Source organism: Micromonospora sp. BS32, from assembly GCF_059089345.1.
This window is the reverse complement of record NZ_JBSSHR010000014.1, coordinates 70,505-89,339: the sequence shown is the minus strand read 5'-3', so window position 1 is coordinate 89,339 and position 18,835 is coordinate 70,505. Positions and strand designations below refer to the sequence as shown.

Annotated in this window: 21 protein-coding genes; 15 read left to right on the top strand and 6 right to left on the bottom strand. The window is 73.5% G+C overall.

Translation table 11 applies throughout. From position 1 onward, the window contains the following. The first annotated feature begins 69 nt into the window (after positions 1-69). Entirely contained in the window at positions 70-1,155 is a 1,086-nt protein-coding gene (locus AC5RWQ_RS20895) for a D-alanine--D-alanine ligase family protein (protein WP_494284378.1), read from the top strand. Between the two features lie 107 nt (positions 1,156-1,262). On the opposite strand, the gene AC5RWQ_RS20890 is transcribed toward AC5RWQ_RS20895, so the two are convergent. Both AC5RWQ_RS20890 and AC5RWQ_RS20885 read right to left on the bottom strand, forming a co-directional pair. Next, positions 1,263-1,901, bottom strand: coding sequence for a DUF3515 family protein (locus AC5RWQ_RS20890; RefSeq protein WP_494284377.1), 639 nt, complete (start codon positions 1,899-1,901; stop codon positions 1,263-1,265). Then, positions 1,902-2,135 carry an Lrp/AsnC ligand binding domain-containing protein gene (locus AC5RWQ_RS20885; protein ID WP_089001579.1) on the bottom strand — a complete coding sequence of 78 codons (234 nt, stop codon included), beginning with the start codon at positions 2,133-2,135 and terminating at the stop codon, positions 1,902-1,904. A 122-nt stretch (positions 2,136-2,257) separates the two neighbouring features. On the opposite strand from AC5RWQ_RS20885, the gene AC5RWQ_RS20880 reads away from it, so the two are divergent. Continuing rightward, positions 2,258-3,211, top strand: a complete 954-nt coding sequence (locus AC5RWQ_RS20880) for a thiamine-phosphate kinase (protein WP_494284376.1) — start codon at positions 2,258-2,260, stop codon at positions 3,209-3,211. Positions 3,212-3,228: 17 nt separating this feature from the next. On the opposite strand, the gene AC5RWQ_RS20875 is transcribed toward AC5RWQ_RS20880, so the two are convergent. Further along, entirely contained in the window at positions 3,229-4,404 is a 1,176-nt protein-coding gene (locus AC5RWQ_RS20875; protein ID WP_494284375.1) for an RNA-guided endonuclease InsQ/TnpB family protein, read from the bottom strand. 44 nt (positions 4,405-4,448) lie between these two features. On the opposite strand from AC5RWQ_RS20875, the gene AC5RWQ_RS20870 reads away from it, so the two are divergent. Together AC5RWQ_RS20870 and AC5RWQ_RS20865 are read left to right on the top strand one after the other, a co-directional pair. Continuing rightward, complete coding sequence (locus tag AC5RWQ_RS20870; RefSeq protein WP_494284437.1) at positions 4,449-4,634, top strand: transposase; 186 nt, start codon at positions 4,449-4,451, stop codon at positions 4,632-4,634. A gap of 119 nt (positions 4,635-4,753) precedes the next feature. Next, positions 4,754-5,215, top strand: coding sequence for a GNAT family N-acetyltransferase (locus tag AC5RWQ_RS20865; RefSeq protein WP_494284374.1), 462 nt, complete (start codon positions 4,754-4,756; stop codon positions 5,213-5,215). A gap of 120 nt (positions 5,216-5,335) precedes the next feature. Here the strand turns inward: AC5RWQ_RS20865 and rpmB are convergent, their stop codons facing one another. Next, complete coding sequence (rpmB, locus tag AC5RWQ_RS20860; RefSeq protein WP_007456456.1) at positions 5,336-5,527, bottom strand: 50S ribosomal protein L28; 192 nt, start codon at positions 5,525-5,527, stop codon at positions 5,336-5,338. Positions 5,528-5,719: 192 nt separating this feature from the next. Between rpmB and AC5RWQ_RS20855 the strand changes: the two genes are divergently transcribed. The 3 genes from AC5RWQ_RS20855 to recG all read left to right on the top strand — a co-directional run bounded on the left by AC5RWQ_RS20855 (position 5,720) and on the right by recG (position 10,553). Then, entirely contained in the window at positions 5,720-6,652 is a 933-nt protein-coding gene (locus tag AC5RWQ_RS20855; protein WP_494284373.1) for an NAD-dependent epimerase/dehydratase family protein, read from the top strand. A gap of 77 nt (positions 6,653-6,729) precedes the next feature. Beyond that, positions 6,730-8,355, top strand: a complete 1,626-nt coding sequence (locus AC5RWQ_RS20850) for a DAK2 domain-containing protein (RefSeq protein ID WP_494284372.1) — start codon at positions 6,730-6,732, stop codon at positions 8,353-8,355. Continuing rightward, positions 8,352-10,553, top strand: a complete 2,202-nt coding sequence (gene recG, locus AC5RWQ_RS20845) for an ATP-dependent DNA helicase RecG (protein WP_494284371.1) — start codon at positions 8,352-8,354, stop codon at positions 10,551-10,553. Before AC5RWQ_RS20850 ends, recG begins: the two co-directional genes overlap by 4 nt. A gap of 81 nt (positions 10,554-10,634) precedes the next feature. On the opposite strand, the gene AC5RWQ_RS20840 is transcribed toward recG, so the two are convergent. After that, positions 10,635-11,597, bottom strand: coding sequence for a cell wall anchor protein (locus AC5RWQ_RS20840; RefSeq protein WP_494284370.1), 963 nt, complete (start codon positions 11,595-11,597; stop codon positions 10,635-10,637). A gap of 296 nt (positions 11,598-11,893) precedes the next feature. Continuing rightward, positions 11,894-13,147, bottom strand: coding sequence for a cell wall anchor protein (locus AC5RWQ_RS20835; RefSeq protein WP_494284369.1), 1,254 nt, complete (start codon positions 13,145-13,147; stop codon positions 11,894-11,896). Positions 13,148-13,460: 313 nt separating this feature from the next. Between AC5RWQ_RS20835 and rsmD the strand changes: the two genes are divergently transcribed. The 8 genes from rsmD (at position 13,461) to mutM (ending at position 18,809) form a co-directional block, all read left to right on the top strand. Then, entirely contained in the window at positions 13,461-14,024 is a 564-nt protein-coding gene (gene rsmD, locus AC5RWQ_RS20830; RefSeq protein WP_494284368.1) for a 16S rRNA (guanine(966)-N(2))-methyltransferase RsmD, read from the top strand. Further along, complete coding sequence (gene coaD, locus AC5RWQ_RS20825; protein WP_494284367.1) at positions 14,021-14,509, top strand: pantetheine-phosphate adenylyltransferase; 489 nt, start codon at positions 14,021-14,023, stop codon at positions 14,507-14,509. Before rsmD ends, coaD begins: the two co-directional genes overlap by 4 nt. A 163-nt stretch (positions 14,510-14,672) precedes the next feature. Next, positions 14,673-15,170 (top strand): hypothetical protein, encoded by a 498-nt coding sequence (locus AC5RWQ_RS20820; RefSeq protein ID WP_334482875.1) that lies wholly within the window; start codon positions 14,673-14,675, stop codon positions 15,168-15,170. Positions 15,171-15,280: 110 nt separating this feature from the next. Continuing rightward, positions 15,281-15,844, top strand: a complete 564-nt coding sequence (locus tag AC5RWQ_RS20815; protein ID WP_334482872.1) for a YceD family protein — start codon at positions 15,281-15,283, stop codon at positions 15,842-15,844. Positions 15,845-15,849: 5 nt separating this feature from the next. Then, positions 15,850-16,023: a 50S ribosomal protein L32 gene (rpmF, locus tag AC5RWQ_RS20810; RefSeq protein ID WP_088646032.1), complete on the top strand. Its 174-nt coding sequence runs from the start codon at positions 15,850-15,852 to the stop codon at positions 16,021-16,023. Between the two features lie 114 nt (positions 16,024-16,137). Next, entirely contained in the window at positions 16,138-17,115 is a 978-nt protein-coding gene (locus AC5RWQ_RS20805) for a phosphate acyltransferase PlsX (protein WP_494284366.1), read from the top strand. A 52-nt stretch (positions 17,116-17,167) separates the two neighbouring features. Beyond that, positions 17,168-17,959, top strand: coding sequence for a ribonuclease III (gene rnc, locus AC5RWQ_RS20800; RefSeq protein WP_494284365.1), 792 nt, complete (start codon positions 17,168-17,170; stop codon positions 17,957-17,959). Beyond that, positions 17,952-18,809 carry a bifunctional DNA-formamidopyrimidine glycosylase/DNA-(apurinic or apyrimidinic site) lyase gene (mutM, locus tag AC5RWQ_RS20795; RefSeq protein WP_494284364.1) on the top strand — a complete coding sequence of 286 codons (858 nt, stop codon included), beginning with the start codon at positions 17,952-17,954 and terminating at the stop codon, positions 18,807-18,809. Before rnc ends, mutM begins: the two co-directional genes overlap by 8 nt. The last annotated feature ends 26 nt before the right edge of the window (positions 18,810-18,835 follow it).

Below are 18,835 nucleotides of genomic sequence, written 5' to 3'. Positions count from 1 at the left end.
GCCACCCACAGTAAGGTCAACCGGGTGAGCCGCTGGCGGCTCCGCAGTCGCGTACCGAGAGGTGACCCAGTGACCACCCCAGGCAAGACCCGCGTGGCGATCGTCTTCGGCGGTCGCAGCCCCGAGCACGGCATCTCCTGCGTCAGCGCCGGCAGCGTGCTCGGCGCGCTCGACCCGGACGAGTTCGAGGTGGTGCCGGTCGGCATCACCCGCCAGGGGCAGTGGGTGCTGACCAGCGGTGACCCGGGGCAGCTCTCGATCCAGGCGCGCAAGCTGCCGGAGATCACCGCCGGCTCCGGGGCCGAGGTGGTGCTCCGCGCCGACCCCACCGCCGGTGGGCTGATGGTGCTCGACCCGACCGAGGGTCCCCGGGCGCTGGCCGACGTGGACGTGGTCTTCCCGGTGCTGCACGGCGCGTACGGCGAGGACGGCACCATCCAGGGCATGCTGGAGATGGCCGACATCCCCTACGTCGGTGCCAACGTCTTCGCCTCCGCCGCGGCGATGGACAAGGAGTTCACCAAGAAGCTCTGCGCCGTCGAGGGCATCCCGGTCGGGCCGTACGCGGTGCTGCGCAACGGCATGACGCTGAGCGAGCAGGACAAGGAGCGCCTCGGCCTGCCCGTCTTCGTCAAGCCGTCCCGGGCCGGGTCGTCGTTCGGCATCACCAAGGTCGACGACTGGGCGCAGCTCGACGCCGCCGTCGCGACCGCCCGCGAGATCGACACGAAGGTGCTGGTGGAGGCCGCGATCGTCGGCCGGGAGATCGAGTGCGGCGTGCTGGAGGGCGAGGCCGGCGGTGTGCCCGAGGCGTCCGTCCTGGCCGAGGTGCGGGTCGTCTCCGGGCACGACTGGTACGACTTCGAGGCGAAGTACATCGACGACGCCTGCGAGTACGACATTCCCGCCGGGCTGCCCGACCACGTCACCCGCCAGGTGCAGGAGTACGCCACCCGCGCCTTCACCGCGCTGGACTGCTCCGGCCTGGCCCGGGTCGACTTCTTCGTCACCCCGGAGCTGGACGTCTACCTCAACGAGATCAACACGATGCCCGGCTTCACCCCGACGTCGATGTTCCCGAGGATGTGGGCCGCCGCCGGCCTGGAATACCCGAAGCTGGTCAACCGCCTCATCCGCACCGCCCTCCACCGCTGACCACCCCGACCCCATCACCACGCTCATTCACGGAAAGAGTGGACTCCCGGGCCCGGGAAGCCACTCTTTCCGTGCATGTGCACCCCGGAAGGCGGGGGTGGGGTGGGTCAGGCGCGGCAGCCGGCGGGTGGGGTGCCGCCGGAGGGAACGGCGGCGATGATGGTGTCGGCGATCGGCGGCGCCCACTGCAGGGCCTGGCCGTACGAGCGCGGCACCCGCAGGGTGACCGGGGTCTCCCGGTCCACCGTGGTGAGGACCGTGGCGTCGGTCTCCTCCTTGGCGAACCAGCAGACCTTGTTGACCGTCCAGACGTCGTCGGTCGCCCCGACCGTGGGCGAGGCCCCGCCGCAGGACACCGTCACCGCCGGGTCGCCGTACGCGACGTTCTGCTCGGGCCCCGCGCTGACCGGCCGCTGGGCCAGGTCCCGGATCGTGTCGGGGAGCTGCGAGACCAGCGCCCGGCACACCGTGGCGGGCCGCGCGGCCAGGGCCGGCGCGGCCATCTCGACCGGCCCGGTGGCCTGCGGGCGGGCCGAGGTCACGGTGGGGCTCGGCGCCGCGGACGGGGAGTCCGGCGCCAGCTTCGCGACGGCCACCGCGGCCACCGCCACGGTCACCGGGACCGCGACCAGGGTGGCCACCAGGGCGGCCCGACGGGTCGACCGGTCCCAGCCGGAAGCCTTGCCGGGCCGGCGGGCGGACGCCGTCGCGGCGTCGGGAGCGGGGGTGGAAGTCTTCTCGTCCACTTACAGGCGCACCACCGAACACGTGAGGGTGCGGGTGATCCCGGGCACCATCTGCACCTTGCTGACGATGAGTTTGCCGAGCTCGTCGACGGTGTTCGCCTCGGTGAGGACCACCACGTCGTACGGCCCGGTGACGGCGTCGACCCGTACCACGCCGGCGAGGTCCGAGATCAGCCCGGCCACGTCACGCGCCCGCCCGACCTCGGTCTGGATGAGGATGTACGCCTGTACCACGACTCGACCTCCGTCCGTCGCCGCCCCGGGGCGGCCCGAAGGGTGAAACTACCCTACGGAGCAGGCGTGATCCCTATCGGTGGTCGAGGGGAAGCAGTGAGCGAGCGTGGCGAGAGGATGACATGAGTGTCGCGGGTGTCGGCGAGTTCGGTCTGATCGACCGGGTGACCGCCCGACTGACGTACGGCCCGACCTGCCTGCTCGGCCCAGGCGACGACGGGGCCGTGGTGGCCGCCCCGGACCGGCGGGTGGTCGCCTCCACCGACGTGCTGGTCGAGGGGCGGCACTTCCGGCGGGACTGGTCCAGCGCCACGGACGTGGGGCACCGGGCGGCGGCGGCCAACCTGGCCGACATCGCCGCGATGGGGGCCACCCCGACGGCGCTGCTGGTCGCCCTCTGCATGCCGGCGGAGCTGGAGACGAGCTGGGCCGAGGGGCTGGCCGACGGGCTGGGCGCGGAGGCCGGCGCGGTCGGGGCGAGCGTCGTCGGCGGGGACATGTCCGCCAGCCCGACCCTGACCATCGCGGTCACCGCCCTCGGCGACCTGGACGGGCACCCGCCGGTGGTCCGCTCGGGCGCCCGGCCCGGGGACGTCCTCGCGCTGGCCGGCCGGACCGGGTGGGCCGCCGCCGGGCTGACCGTGCTCTCCCGCGGCTTCCGCACCCCCCGGGTGCTGGTCGAGGCGTACCGGCGGCCGGAGGTGCCGTACGCGGCCGGGCCGCACGCCGCCCGCCTCGGCGCCACCGCCATGATCGACGTCTCGGACGGGCTCCTGGCCGACCTGGGGCACGTGGCGAAGGCCAGCGGGGTCGGTCTCGACGTGCACCGGGCCGCCTTCGAGGTGCCCCGGCAGATGGGCGACGCCGCGCAGGCGCTCGGCGTCGACCCGTACACCTGGATCCTCGGCGGGGGCGACGACCACGCGCTGGCCGCGACCTTCCCCCGGTCGGTGGCCCTGCCCGCCGAATGGCGGCCGATCGGCCGGGTCGTCGAGGGCGCCGGGATCACGGTCGACGGCGCGCCCTACCAGGGACCGGCCGGCTGGGACCACTTCCGGTCAACTACCCGCCCATGAATGGGTAGGCTTGCAGGTCAGTCCCCCTGCTGGATGCAGGGTGATGCCGCGTGCGGACGGTTGACTGCGCCCCAGCCCTCGACGCCGCGCTGGGCGATGTTGAGGGCCGCATTGTGATCGGCGTGGGCAACGACCCCGCACGACCGACAGTGGAAGGTTTCCTGGTCCGGCCGGTTCCGCTTGTCGCGGTGCCCGCAGCCGTTGCAGGTCTGGGAGGTGTACCGCGGGTCGACCTGGACCAGCGGTACACCTGCTCGGCGGGCCTTGTAGTCCAGGAAGCTGCCGAGTTGGTGGAACGACCACGAGTGGAGTGTGACCCGTTGGGGCTTGCGGAGCCGGACCCGTTCGCGGATCCCCGTCAGTTCCTCGACGGCGATGCCGCGACCGGTGCGTACAGCCTCGGTCACGATGGTCTTGGCGATGCGGTGGTTGACGTTCGCGGCGTGCCGCGCTTCCTTCTTGTTACGCCGGGCCAGCAGCCGCCGGGCCGACTTGGTGTCCTTCTCCTGCAACCGCTTGCGCAGCCGCAGCTGCCGCCGGCGGTAGCCGTTGAGCCGGTCGCCGGCGTAGCGAGTGCCGTCGGAGTCGTAGGCGATGTTGGCGATGCCCATGTCCACGCCGAGGAAGCCGGACGGGTCGATCAGTTCAGGTTCGGGCACCTCGACGGTGGCGTACAGGAACCACATGCCGTCCCGGAAGATCAGGTCCGACTCGCCGGTCTTGCTGGTGGCGATCGCCTTGAGCTGGTCGACGGACCCGGTATAGGCGACGCCCTTGAGCCGGCCGTGGGTGGTCCAGATGGACACGGTCCGGGCATCGGCCTGCCAGGACAGCATCCGGGCGTCATAGGGCTGGGCCGCGTTCCAGCGGAACCCGATCGGGTTGGTCCCGACGTTGCGGCGCCGCTTCGAGCCGGGCTTGCCGTAGTTGCCAGCTCGCAGGTTCGCCTTCAACGTGGCGTAGGCGTCGGAGACCTTCTTGATCACGTGCTGGGCCGCCTGGGCACCCAGGGCGTAGTCGGCCTTGATCCCGGCGTAGACGTGCTTACGCAGGTCGTAGTTCCGGTACGTCCCGGTCTCCCGGGCCACGGCCGCCACGTCCGACGCCGCCGTGTTGCACGCGCGCAGGGTCGCCTCCAACGCCGACGCCTGCTCGGGCGTCGGCAGCAGCTTCACCTGCACGACCAGCTTCACATGACCACCGTAGCTTCGGCCTACATCACTCAGATAGACCCAGGCTGCGCCACGAACACGGACCGCGCCTGCGCCGGTACCTCTGGGGCGCGCACCTGTGGTCCCCGTCGTACTTCGCCGGGACCTGCGGCGACGCACCACTCGCCGTGGTCAAGGAAATCAAAACCAGAAACGTCCCGGTCCGTAACGGCGTTCCCCCCCGGCCCCGAAGGACCGGGGTTCCGCCTTAAGCAACTGCTGAATCGGCCTCAGCCGGGCGGCGTGGCGTGCCGGCGGTCCGGGAGAGGCGTCCGCCACGTCCGGTGACCGGCACCCGGAGGGCGGGCCGCGCCGGTCGTACCCTTCTCCGGTGAGTGAGATCGAGATCCAGCCGCTGGCGTTCGACTCGCCGGTGGCGCAGTCGCTGATCCGGGCCGCCCTGGCCGACCTGGGCGAGCGCTACGGCGGCAGCGGTGACGAGACGCCGGTGGACGCGGCCGAGTTCGTGCCGCCGCACGGCGCGTTCCTCGTCGCCCACCTCGACGGCGAGCCGGTCGGCTGCGGCGGCTGGCGCGGCCACGGCGACGACACCGCCGAGCTGAAGCGGATGTACACCGCGCCGGCCGCCCGTGGGCGGGGGGTCGCCCGCGCGGTGCTCGCCGCGGTGGAGGAATCGGCCCGGCTGCACGGGCGCAAGCAGATCATCCTGGAGTGCGGCGACAAGCAGCCCGAGGCGATCGGGATGTACATCTCCGCCGGCTACGAGCGGATCCCGAACTTCGGCTTCTACGCCGACGAGCCGGGCTGCCTCTCCTTCGGCCGTACCCTCTGATCCCGCCGGGCCCAGAGCGGTGACGGCGGCTCCGGCCGCCCGTACCCGGACACGACAGAACCGGCGGACCGTGACGGCCCGCCGGTGCTGGCGAATCTTCGAGCTGGAGGCGCTACCGCGTCAGGCGCGGGTGACCTTGCCGGCCTTGATGCACGAGGTGCAGACCTGCAACTTCTTGGTGTTGCCGCCACCGGCCGGGGTACGCACCGACTGGATGTTCGGGTTCCAGCGGCGGTTGGTCCGCCGGTGCGAGTGGGACACGTTGTGGCCGAAGCCCGGCCCCTTGCCACAGACGTCGCACACGCTAGCCACGGGATACTCCTGGGATTGAAACGTTCATGAGGTCGCCGGCAGGCGCTGCCCGGGCAACCTGGCCAGGTTACCCGATGACCCGTGCGCCGGACCAACCGGCCCGGTCGGGCGGCTCCGGTGTGCGGCCGGTCACCGTCACGATCGCCACGGCCGGCCCGTCCCCGGTACGAAACTTCACGAAGGGACGCGACCATGAGGGTAGTTCTCGCCGGGGCCTCCGGTGCGATCGGGGGCCCGCTCATCCGCCACCTGCGCGGCGCCGGCCACGAGGTCGTCGGCCTCACCCGTTCCGAGGCCGCCGCGGCCCGGCTCGACGCGGCCGGCGTACGCCCGGTCGTCGCCGACGTCCTCGACCGGGACGCGCTGCTGCGGGCCTGCGCCGGCGTCACCGCCGACGCCGTGCTGCACGAGCTGACCGCGCTGCGCCGGCCGCCGGTCCGGCACGCCGACATGACGGCCACCAACCTGCTGCGCACCACCGGCACCGCCCACCTGCTCGCCCTCGCCCGCGAGGTGGGCGCCACCCGGTTCGTGGTGCAGTCGATGGTCTTCGGCTACGGCTACCGGGATCACGGCGAGCGCCCGCTGACCGAGGACGACCCGTTCGGCCGACCGGAACCCGGCCCCACCGGGGCGCACGTCGCGGCGATGCGGGCCGCCGAGGAGCAGGCCTGCGGGGCGTCCGACCTGACCGGGGTGGCGCTGCGGTACGGGCTGTTCTACGGCGAGGACGCCAGTACCCGGTCCATCGCCCGAATGCTGCGCCGGCGGTGGTTCCCCGTCCCGCGTACCGGGGGTGGGCTGGTGAACCTGGTGACCATCGACGACGCGGCGACGGCGACCGTGGCGGCGCTGGAGCGGGGTCGGGCGGGCGCGGCGTACAACGTGGTCGACGGCGCGCCGGTGCGCTGGGGTGACTGGCTCGACGAGTTCGCCCGGACCGTCGGCGCGCCCCGCCCGCCCCGGGTGCCGGCCGGGCTGCTGCGCCCGCTGCCGTACGTGCACCGGATCCTGACCACCTCGATGCGGGTGTCGAACGCGCGGGCCCGCGCCGAACTGGACTGGGCGCCCGGCGCCCCCGACCATCGCGCCGGGCTGCGTCAGCTCGCCGGCGTGCTGGCCTGACCGGGGGGTCGACGGACACGCCGGGGGAGGGCGGCCGACCCCGGCGGGTGTCGGTGCGCGCCAGTAGGCTTCTGGCCGTGCTGGACACCCTCGACGCCGCCGCGGTGCGCCGCTGGTGCGCGAGTGGGCTGACCGCGCTCCGCCGCCACCAGGGCGAGATCGACGACCTCAACGTCTATCCCGTCCCGGACGGCGACACCGGCACCAACATGGTCCTCACCCTCACCTCCGCCCAGCAGGCGCTGGCGATGGATCTGGGCACCCTCCCGGAGGACGGGCACACCGGGCACGGGCACGCCCTGCGGCTGATGGCCCGGGGCGCGCTGCTCGGCGCCCGCGGCAACTCCGGGGTGATCCTGTCGCAGATCCTGCGCGGAATGGCCGACGCGCTCGCCGCCGCGCCCGCGGTGCGCGGCCGCGAGTTGGCCGCCGGGCTGCGCGACGCCACCGTCGCCGCGTACGCCGCCGTCGCCCGGCCCGTGGAGGGCACCCTGCTCAGCGTGGTGGCGGCGGCCGCGACGGCGGCCGAGCAGGCCGACAGCGACAACCTGCGCACGGTGGCCCGGGCCGCGGCCGGCGAGGCCACCCGGGCCCTGGCCCGCACCCCCGAGCAACTCCCCGCGCTGGCCCGGGCCGGCGTGGTCGACGCCGGTGGGCGGGGGCTCTGCCTGCTGCTGGACGCGCTGGTCGAGGTGGTCACCGGGGAGAGCCCGCCCCGGCCGGCGCCGGTGACCCGCGCGGCCCGCGCGCCGCTCACCGCCGTCCGGGAGAGCGGCTCCGCCGAGTACGCCTACGAGGTGCAGTTCCTGCTCGACGCCGGGCACGAGGCGGTGGCCGCGATGCGGGCCGAACTGGCCGCGCTGGGCGACTCGCTGGTGGTGGTCGGCGACGGGGCCTCGCCCGAGGCGTCCACCACGTGGAACGTGCACGTGCACGTGAACGACGTGGGCGCGGCGGTGGAGGCGGGGGTGACCGCCGGTCGGCCGTACCGGATCTCGGTGACCCGGTTCGCCGACCAGAACGTGCCGGCCCCGCGGCCCGGCCTCGCGCCGGACGGCCGGGCGGCCGTGGTGGTCGCCGCCGGCGCCGGCATCGCCGAGCTCTTCGCCGGCGAGGGGGCCACGGTGGTGCCGGGCAACCCGTCCACGGCCGAGCTGCTCGACGCGGTGCGGGCCACCGCCGCCGCCCGGGTGGTGGTGCTCCCCAACGACCCGAACACGCAGGCGGTGGCGAGCGCCGCGGCCCGCGAGGCGCACGGCTTCGGGGTCAAGGTCAGCGTGGTGCCCACCCGGTCGCCGGTGCAGGCGCTGGCCGCGCTCGCCGTCCGCGATCCGCGGCGCCGGTTCGAGGACGACGTGATCGCGATGGCCGAGGCCGCCGGCGCCTGCCGGTACGCCGAGGTCTGCTGGGCCAGCCGGGAGGCGCTGACCGTCGCCGGCCCGTGCCGCCCCGGTGACGTGCTCGCGCTGGTGGAGGGGGAGGTGCACCTGATCGGCGCCGACCTCGTCGACACCTGCGCCGCCGTGGTCGACCGGATGCTCGGCGGCGGCGGCGAGCTGGTCACCCTGCTCACCGGCGCGGACGCCCCGGCGGGCCTGGCCGACGCGATCCGCGCCCATCTCGGCCGGCGCTGGCCGTTCGTGGAGGTGCAGGCGTACCCGGGCGGCCAACCGCACTATCCGCTCCTGGTGGGGGTCGAATGACGACGTCCGAACCGACCACGGTGGACACTGCGCTCAAGAAGCTGGTCGGGGAGAAGACCGCCAAGGCGCTGGCCAGCCACCTCGACCTGCACACCGCAGGCGACCTGGTCTACCACTTCCCCCGCCGCTACGACGAGCGCGGCGAGCACACCGACATCCGCTCGCTCGACGTCGGCGAGCAGGTGACGGTGCTGGCCCAGGTGCAGCGCACCGCGGTCCGGCCGATGCGCCAGCGCCGGGGCAACCTGCTGGAGGTGACCGTCGGCGACGGCTCCGGCGGGGTGCTCACCCTCACCTTCTTCGGCCAGGCGTGGCGGGAGCGGGAGCTGCGCCCCGGCCGGTGGGGGCTCTTCGCCGGCAAGGTCACCGAGTTCCGGGGCAAGCGGCAGCTCAACGCCCCGGAATACCAGCTGCTCGGGGATTCGACCGACGGCGAGGCGGCGGCCAGCGAGGAGATCGAGGAGTTCGCCGGCGCGCTGATCCCGGTCTACCCGGCCGCCGCGGCCGTGCCGACCTGGGTGATCGCCCGTTGCGTACGGGTGGTGCTGGACACCTTCACCCCGCCGGAGGATCCGCTGCCGGCCACCGTGCGGGCCGGCCGCAACCTGATCGGCATCGGCGCAGCGCTCCGCGAGATCCACCGGCCGTCCAGCAAGGAGGAGCTGTACCGGGCCCGCCGCCGGCTGAAGTGGGACGAGGCGTTCGCCGTGCAGCTCACCCTGGTGCAGCGCAAGCAGCGGGCGGCGTCCTGGCCGGCCCGGCCCCGTCCGCCGAAGCCCGGTGGGCTGCTGGACGCGTTCGACGCCCGGCTGCCGTACGAGCTGACGACCGGCCAGCGGGACGTGGGCGTGGAGATCGCCGCCGACCTGGCCGCCCCGCACCCGATGCACCGGCTGCTTCAGGGCGAGGTCGGCTCCGGCAAGACGGTCGTGGCGCTGCGGGCGATGCTCCAGGTGGTCGACGCGGGTGGCCAGGCGGCGCTGCTCGCCCCGACCGAGGTGCTCGCCGCCCAGCATCACCGGGGAATGCTCGACCTGCTCGGCCCCCTTGCCCGGGCCGGCGAGCTGGACGCCGCGGACGACGCCACCCGGGTCGAGCTGGTCACCGGTTCGCTCGGCGCGGCGGCCCGCCGCCGGGCGTTGGCCGAGGTCGCCGCCGGCCGGGCCGGCATCGTGCTGGGTACCCACGCCCTGCTCTACGAGGGGGTCGACTTCGCCGATCTGGGTCTGGTGGTCGTCGACGAGCAGCACCGGTTCGGGGTGGAGCAGCGCGACGCGCTGCGGTCCAAGGCGGACCAGCCGCCGCACGTGCTGGTGATGACGGCCACCCCGATCCCGCGCACGGTGGCGATGACGGTCTACGGCGACCTGGAGACGTCCACCCTGTCCCAGCTGCCGCAGGGACGCTCCCCGATCGCCTCGCACGTGGTGCCGGCGGCCGAGAAGCCGGCCTTCCTGGATCGGGCGTGGCGCCGGCTGCGCGAGGAGGTCACCGCCGGCCACCAGGCGTACGTGGTCTGCCCGCGTATCGGTGACGGCCCGGCCTCCGACGAGGAGGCGCCCCGGGAGGACGACAACGGCCGACGGCCACCCGTGGCGGTGACGGAGGTGGCGCCGCTGTTGGCCGAGGGGCCGCTGCACGGGCTGCGGATCGGCGTTCTGCACGGCCGGCTGCCCGCCGACGAGAAGGACGCGGTGATGCGCTCCTTCGCCGACGGGAAGCTGGACGTGCTGGTCGCCACCACCGTCGTCGAGGTGGGCGTGAACGTGCCCAACGCCACCGTGATGATCGTGCTGGACGCGGACCGGTTCGGCGTCTCCCAGCTGCACCAGTTGCGCGGCCGGGTGGGTCGGGGGAGTGCGCCGGGGCTCTGCCTGCTGGTGAGTGAGGCGGCCGAGGGTTCGTCGGCCCGGGAGCGGCTCGACGCGGTCGCCTCCACCACCGACGGTTTCAAGCTGGCCGAGCTGGATCTGGAACAGCGCCGGGAGGGCGACGTGCTGGGCGCCACCCAGTCGGGCCGCCGCTCGCACCTGCGGCTGCTCTCGCTGAGACGCGACACCGACCTGATCCGGGACGCCCGGGCCGAGGCGATCACCCTGGTCGAGGAGGACCCGGAGCTGGCGCGGCACCCCGCCCTGGCCGCCTCGGTCGCGGCGCTGGTCGACGAGGAGCGGGCGGAGTACCTGGAGAAGGGCTGACCCGCCGGAGGGTCCCCGCACAGCGCGAAGGGCGCGTCGACCGGTCGGTCGACGCGCCCTTCGGCGTCAGGCGGTTGGCGCTCAGGCGGTGAAGCGGACCCGGCGGCGGCGGGCCACCACGAACAGGATCGCGCCCGCGGCGAGCAGCACGACGGCGCCGGCGGCGATGCCACCGGTGGCGACACCGGTGACCGGGAGGCCACCGCCCTCACCCTTGTCGCACTTCTCCGGCTGGGTGTACTCGATGGTCTCCGAGCCCTCGACGATGTCGTAGGAGACGGTGACCTTCAGGCCCTGGTACGCGTCGAAGCTGACCGAGGTGGTCTTGCCCGGGGTGGACTCGAGCTTCTTGGTGACGCCCTTCTCGGTCTTCAGCGTGGCGGTGAAGGGGATGCCCTTCGCCGGGTTCTCCACGATGAAGGTCATCTCGTCGCAGGTCTCCTCGAGCCGGAACACCGGCTCCTCCGGCTCGGCCGGGGTGGTGGCCGCCGGGCTGGACGGGGTCGCCGCGGGGCTGGTCGGCGTGGCCGGGCTCGACTGGGTCGGGGTGGGCTCCGGGGAGCTGGTCGGCTCCGGGCTCGCGGTCGGCGAGGCCGGCGCGGTCGGCGACGGCGACTCGGCCGGGGCGCAGTCGCCGGCCGGCTGGGCGGTGACGGTGCGCTCCTCGGTGATGATGCGGTCGTCGCGCGTCCACTTCGCCTCGACGGTCAGCTTCAGCTCCGGCACCTCACCGGTGAAGGTGTGCGTCTGGGTGGCGGTGGCCGGGCCGTCGCCCTTCTTCGGCAGCTCGCCGCCGAGCTTCAGGGTGCCGGTGAAGTCACCGGGCACGGTCGACTCGAGCTTGGTGACGGTGCCGGTGATGTCGCTCTCGCTGTTGCCGACGGTCCAGTTGACGGTGACCTTGCCATCCTTGGCGGCACAGTAGGTGCCCGAGGGCTCGGGGTGGTGGGCCAGGGCGGGGGCGGCGACGGTCGCGACGCCGGCGAGGCCGATCAGCGCGCCGGCGGTGACCGCCGCGACGCGCCGGAACTTCAGGCGGTTCACGTGTACTCCTGACGAGGGATGCGGGGTATCCGGCCGGGAGGTGGGAGCCGACGCGACCGATCGGTCGCGGGCTCAGCACGGCCTCCTCGGCAGGCAGGCGCGTCCGCGTGGAGCGCGGGCGTGCCGGGTGACCGTACCGAGGGGCGGCGGGGCGTCCTGAACCGATCCCGGGTTGTTGCCGTTTCGAGATCATCGATCCACGGTGAGTCATCGAACGGTCGCTGGGATCCACTTCGGACGATCCGGAGACGAGAGCGCGCCGACCGGAGCCGGCGCGCCCTCGCAGGTCGGGTGGATCAGGCGGTGAAGCGGATCCGGCGACGTCGGGCGACGACGAAGAGCACCGCGCCGGCCGTCAGCAGGGCGAGCGCGCCCGCGGCGATGCCGCCCGCTGGGACGCCGGTGACCGGCAGGCCGTCCTTGGGCTGGTCGCCGCCGCCGGTCCCGCCGGTCGGGCAGTCCTCCGGCTGCTCCCAGGCCAGCGGGCCGCCGGAATCGAGGTCGCCGGTGACGGTGACGGTCAGGCCCTTGCTGGCGGCGAAGCGGACCGTCCCGGTGCGGCCCGGCTCGACGGTCAGCGTCTTCGGCTGCCCCTTGCTCGGGGTGAAGGTGGAGGTCAGCCGGGCGCCGTTCTCGGGGTTGCTGATCCGGAAGGTCAGCGCGTCACAGGTGGACTCGTACCCGGCGTCGGGCGCGCCGATCTCGGGCTGCTGGCAGTCCGCGGGCTTCTCCCAGCCGCCGGTGAAGTCCTTCATGCCGGCGGCGGCCACGGTGATCTCCTGCGCCTCGCCGGAGCTGAGCTTCCGGGTCTCGATCTTGCGCATGGGGACGGTGACGGTCTCGGTGAAGCCGGCACTGCCCGTGACGGTGAAGGTCGCCGGGGCGTTGCCGCTGCGGTTGACCAGGGTCAGCTCGACGTTGCCGTCGCAGTCGGACTCGGCGATCACCTCGGGCGCGGCGCTGCACGTGCCCGAACCGCCGTTGTACCAGGCCCGGGGGCCGGTGGAGCGGGCACCGGGGCCCGCGGAGCTGCCCACCTTGCGGTCGCCGTACCGGTCGCTGGTGTCGGTCAGCGGATCGAATGCCCTGCTGCCGAAGACGAAGTCCACCTGGGTGTAGCAGTTCGGCACCTCGACCGTGAAGTCCAGGGTGGCCACGCCCAGCTCGCCGGCGGTGACGCCGCTGAACTTCTTGACCGACTTGTCGAGCACGTACTGCGGCACGGCGAAGGTCGCCGACGGCGTCACGTAGGACACCAGCGCCAGCTCCTGCTCCTCGCCCGCGCAGAGCGGTCCGTTGGTCAGGGTGATGGAGGCCTTGCCTGCGGGCCCGTCGAACGTGTGGGTGTAGCGGGCGTCGGCCGCCTTGACGCAGGTGGGCGTCGGCTCGGCCGGGATGCTGGGCGAGTTGGTCGCGGTCGGCGGGGCGGTCGGTGACGGTGAGCTGTCGGTCGCCGTCGCCGGCGCCGTGAAGGCGAGCGCCGTGGCGAGGCCGGCCAGCGCGGCGGCGACCACGGCGAGCGGTCGCCGTGGCGGCAGGGTGCGAATCACGCGTACTCCCGGGGTGATGATGCGTCAGGGTGCGGCGTGGGGGGTGCTTTTCGTCCCGGTCGCGTTGCGGCACGTCCGTGACAGCGCCTTCCCCGGCACCGCACGGCCGGCGGAGAGCGCCGCCGGCACCGGGCAGACCCTAGCGGGCGGGCCACCGCCGGCACAGCGCTCGAAAACGACCCACGACGATGTTACGCATCTGAGATCTTTGATATACGAGAAGTGAGTATCTGGCCGCTCCGCCGGGACCCACCGTGTCCGCCGGTCCGGCTCGCGCGTCGCGTAGCGTCAGGGCCATGGACAGGGGGCAACCGTGACCCGGATCGTCGCCGGCACGCTCGGCGGCCGGCGGATCGCCGCGCCGCCCGGCGCCGGCACCCGACCCACCTCCGACCGGGTGCGCGAGGCGTTGTTCAGCGCGGTGCAGGCCGAGGTGGACCTGGCCGGCGCCCGCTTCGCCGACCTGTACGCCGGCTCCGGCGCGGTCGGCCTGGAGGCGCTGTCCCGGGGCGCCCAGCACGTGCTGCTGGTCGAGTCCGATCCCCGGGCCGCCCGGGTGATCAGGGAGAACGTGGCGGCGCTGCGGGCCGCGCCGGCCGCCCGACTGGTCACCGGCAAGGTGGCCACCGTGCTTGCCGCCGGCCCGGACGGCGCCCCGTACGACGTGGTCTTCGCCGACCCGCCCTACGCGGTGCCCGACGCCGAGATCGCCGCGCTGCTGGCCGCGCTGGTCGACGGCGCCTGGCTGGCCCCGGACGCCCTGGTCGTGGTGGAGCGGTCCAGCCGCACTGGTCCGGTCCCGTGGGTGGAGGGCGTCACCGGAGAGCGCAGTCGCCGTTACGGCGAGACAACCCTTTGGTACGGTCGCCGATCATGAGACGTGCGGTGTGTCCCGGCTCGTTCGATCCGGTCACCAACGGACACCTCGACATCATCGGACGAGCCAGCCGGCTCTTCGACGAGGTGATCGTCGGTGTACTGGTGAACCAGTCGAAGAGCGGCCTGTTCACGGTCGAGGAGCGGATCGAAATGCTCCGCGAGGTGACCTCCTCGTACGACAACGTGCGGGTCGAGTCCTTCCGCGGCCTGCTGGTCGACTTCTGCCGCGCGCAGGAGGCGAGCGTCCTGATCAAGGGACTGCGGGCGGTCAGCGACTTCGACTACGAGTTGCAGATGGCGCAGATGAACATCGGCCTCGCCGGGGTCGAGACGCTCTTCATGCCCACCAACCCGCTCTACTCCTTCCTCTCCTCCAGCCTGGTCAAGGACGTGGCGAAGTGGGGCGGCGACATCTCCTCCCACGTCCCGGACGTGGTGCGCCACCAGCTGGTGGCCCGGCTGGGCCCGGAGCACCGGGCCTGACCCCCCGCCGCCCGCGGCCACCCCGCCCGGCGGCGCCGCGACGCGCCGGACCGGGATGGATGGGGCGAGGCTCGCTCCCGCACGACATCATGTGTGGAGCGGGAACCCGGCCGTAACCCGCATCATGTAGGTCGGCCGACGAACGACAGGGAGTGAGGTACCGGTGGACCCGCTCGATCGCATCGACGAACTGATCGCCATGGTGGAGCAGGCCCGCTCCGTCCCGATGTCGCGCAACAACTGCATGGTCGACCGGGGCGAGATGATCGAGGCCCTGGACGAGCTGCGCGGTGAACTCCCGGCCGACCTGCGCCGCGCCGCCGCACTCCTCGAGGAGCGGGACAAGATCATGGAGGCCGGCAAGCGGGAGGCCGACCGGATCATCAGCGAGGGTGAGGCGGAACACGCCCGCCTGGTGTCGGTGAACGAGATCACGGTCTCCGCGGAGCACGAGGGCGCCCGGATCATCGCGGAGGCCCGGGCGGAGGCGCAGCGGCTGCGGGACGAGGTGGACGACTACGTCGACACGGCCCTGGCCAACTTCGAGCAGTTCCTCACCAGGGCGTTGGCCTCGATAGAGCGCGGCCGGGACAAGATGCACGCGCTGCGGGAGATCGGCACCTTCGCTGGGGACGAGGCGGAACGCCCGCTACCCTTCTGAGCGGCACACCGGAAAGCCGACAGCCCGGTGGTGCGTGGCCCCCGGTTCGACTCGCGGGCCGCCGTCCAGGTAACCTTTTTTGTCGGCCTATCACCGGCCGGAGTCTGACTATGCCCAAGCACTCGCCTTCATCACTCAACCCCAGGGCGCCGCTGGTTCTCGACACGAGAGACCTGCCGCGTCGCCCTGGTGCGTTGCGTACGGTCAAGCGGGTCGTGCCGGCGCCGGCGGACCTCGGCGTGGAGATGATCGGCGTGCCGGAGGGCGCGGACCTCGACCTCGACCTGAGGATGGAGTCGGTGTCCGAGGGCGTGCTCGTCTCCGGGACCGTCAGCGGTCCCGTCAAGGGCGAGTGCGGGCGCTGCCTGCGCGAGATCAACGACTCGATGGTCGTGAACGTCCAGGAGCTGTACGCGTACGAGAACAGCACCACGGACGAAACGACCGACGAGGACGAGGTGGGCCGGATGCAGGACGATCTGATCGACCTGGAACCGGCGCTGCGGGACGCGGTGGTGCTCACGCTGCCGACGAACCCGCTCTGCCGGGAGGACTGCCCAGGCTTGTGCCCCGAATGCGGGGTGCACTGGGACGATCTGCCGGCCGACCACAGCCACCAGCAGATCGACCCGCGTTGGGCGGGCCTGTCGCAACTGAACCGTACAGAGGAGTAGGAACCGTGGCCGTCCCGAAGCGCAAGATGTCGCGCAGCAACACCCGGTCCCGCCGGGCGAACTGGAAGGCGGCCGTGGTCGCGACCGTGGCCTGCCCGCAGTGCAAGTCCCCCAAGCTGCCGCACGCGGCGTGCTCCGTCTGCGGCACGTACAACGGCCGCCAGGTTCTCGAGGTCTGACCTGGACGCCGAGTGACGCCCCCGACCACGGGTCGGGCGGCGCGCGCACCCAGGCGATCGCCCGGTGCCCCGGCTCCCTCCGACGCCGGCCGGCCTGTTCCGGCCGGCGTTCCGATGGAGCCGGGCACCGCGCGGATCGCCGTTGACCTCCTCGGCGGGGACGATGCTCCCGCCGTCGTGGTTGACGGCGCTCTGCGTGCGGTGCGTGCCGACCCCGACCTGCATCTGCTGCTCGTCGGCCCGACCGAGGTCGCGGCCTTGGTGACCGACGCCCTGACGCCGGTGCAGCGCGCCCGGATCACGGTCCGCCCGGTGCGGGCCGCCGCCGGCGCGACCCACCACGCGCCCCGCGCCGACAGCACCGTCCGTGCGGCCGTCGCGGCCATCCGCGACGGCGCCGCCGACGCCCTCGTCTCCGCCGGTTCCACCGGCGCCACCGTCTCCGCCGCCGCGCTCGGCTTCGGCCGGTGGACCGAAGTCCGCCGCCCCGCCCTGGTGGCCACCCTGCCGGCCGTCGCCGGCCCGGTGGTGCTGCTCGACGTCGGCGGCTCCCTGGAACCCCGACCGGCCACCCTGGCCCGGCACGCCCTGCTCGGCGCGGCCTACGCCGCGGTCGCGCACGCCGTCGCCGCGCCCCGGGTCGGCCTGCTCTCCGTCGGCACCGAGGCGGGCAAGGGGGACCGCTGCCGGCGGGCCGCCGATCCGCTGCTGGCCGCCCTCGACCTGCCCTGCGCGGCCCGCTACGTCGGCCTGGTCGAGGGGTACGACGTCGCCCTCGGCGCGCGCGCCGACGTGGTGGTCACCGACGGGTTCACCGGTAACGTGCTGCTCAAGGCGATCGAGGGCGCGTACGCGATGGCCGGCGGACCGCCCGACCGCGGCGGCGCCCCCCGCGCGGCCGCCCTGCTCGGCGTGGCCGGCACCGTGGTGGTGTGCCACGGCGCGGCGTCGGCCGAGGACGTCGCCTCCGGAATCGCGCTCGCCGCCCACCTGTGGCGCCGGGACGCCGCCGACCGGGTCCGCGCGCTGCTCGACGGCACTGCCGACCAACTCCTGAACAGTGACAGCCCCGACACCGAGGTGTGCAAGTGAGCCCGAGGAGTGAGCTTGCCCGCCCTGAGGTCGCGAACGAAGAGGTAACAGCATGACGAACGACAGACGGCGGCGGGCCCACCTCGGTCACCTGGAGGCGGCGTTCGGCGTGACGCTCGATCCGGAGCTGCTGGAGCGCGCCCTCACCCACCGCTCGTTCGCGTACGAGAACGGCGGCCTGCCCACCAACGAGCGGCTGGAGTTCCTCGGCGACTCGGTGCTGGGCGTGGTGATCACCACCGCGCTCTTCCGCAACCACCCGGACCTGCCCGAGGGGCAGCTGGCCAAGCTGCGGGCCAGCGTGGTCAACATGCGCGCGCTCGCCGACGTGGCCCGCGGTCTCGGGCCGGACGGCCTCGGCGCCTACCTGCTGCTCGGCAAGGGCGAGGAGAGCACCGGTGGCCGGGACAAGGCGAGCATCCTCGCCGACACCCTGGAGGCGCTGCTCGGCGCGATCTACCTCCAGTACGGCCTGGACACCGCCGCGCTGGTCATCCACCGGCTCTTCGACCCGTTGATGGCCGAGTCGGCGGGCCGGGGCGCCGCCCTGGACTGGAAGACCAGCCTCCAGGAGCTCACCGCCGCGCTGGGGCTGGGCGTCCCGGAGTACCGGATCGAGGGCACCGGCCCGGACCACCTGAAGACCTTCACCGCCTGGGTGGTGGTGGCCGGCAACCGCTACGGCGGGGCCGAGGGGCGCAGCAAGAAGGAGGCCGAGCAGCGGGCCGCCGAGTCGGCCTGGCGGGAGCTCACCGCGCAGGCCGAGCGGGACGCGCAGACCGAGCCGGACGTGGCCGTCGCCCCGGAGGACACGGCCGCCGAGGCGGGCCTGGGTCGTGCCTGAGCTGCCCGAGGTGGAGACGGTCCGGCAGGGGCTGGCCCAGTGGGTCACCGGCCGCCGGATCTCCTCGGTGGAGGTGCGCCACCCGCGCGCCGTCCGCCGGCACGTCCCCGGCCCGGAGCACTTCGCCGACGTGTTGGCCGACCGGACGGTGACCGACGTCCGCCGCCGCGGCAAGTACCTCTGGCTGCCGCTGGACAGTGGCGACGCCCTGATCGGCCACCTGGGCATGTCCGGCCAGCTGCTGCTCCAGCCCGCCGAGGCCGCCGACGAGCTGCACCTGCGGGTCCGGTTCCGGTTCGCCGACGACGGTCCGCAACTGCGCTTCGTCGACCAGCGCACGTTCGGCGGCCTCTCGGTGAGCGAGGGCGGCGCGGAACTGCCGGCCGAGATCGCGCACATCGCCCGGGACCCGATGGACCCGGAGTTCTCCGACGCCGGCTTCGTCGCCGCGCTGCGCCGGCGGCGTACCGAGGTGAAGCGCGCGCTGCTCGACCAGACCCTGATCTCCGGGGTGGGCAACATCTACGCCGACGAGGCGCTCTGGCGGGCGAAGCTGCACGGCGCCCGGCCCACCGACGCGCTGACGGCGCCGGCCGCGGCCCGGCTGCTCGGCCACGTCCGGGACGTGCTCGGCGAGGCGATCAAGCAGGGCGGCACCAGCTTCGACGACCTCTACGTCAACGTCAACGGCGAGAGCGGCTACTTCGACCGGTCGCTGAACGTGTACGGCCGAAAGGGCGAGCCGTGCCGGCGGTGCGGTGCGCCGATCCGGCGGGAGGCGTTCATGAACCGGTCGTCGTACAGTTGCCCGCGCTGTCAGCCGCGCCCCCGGGGTGCCCTGAGGGGTTGACCCCGAGCGGGCTCGGGGTTGCGCCG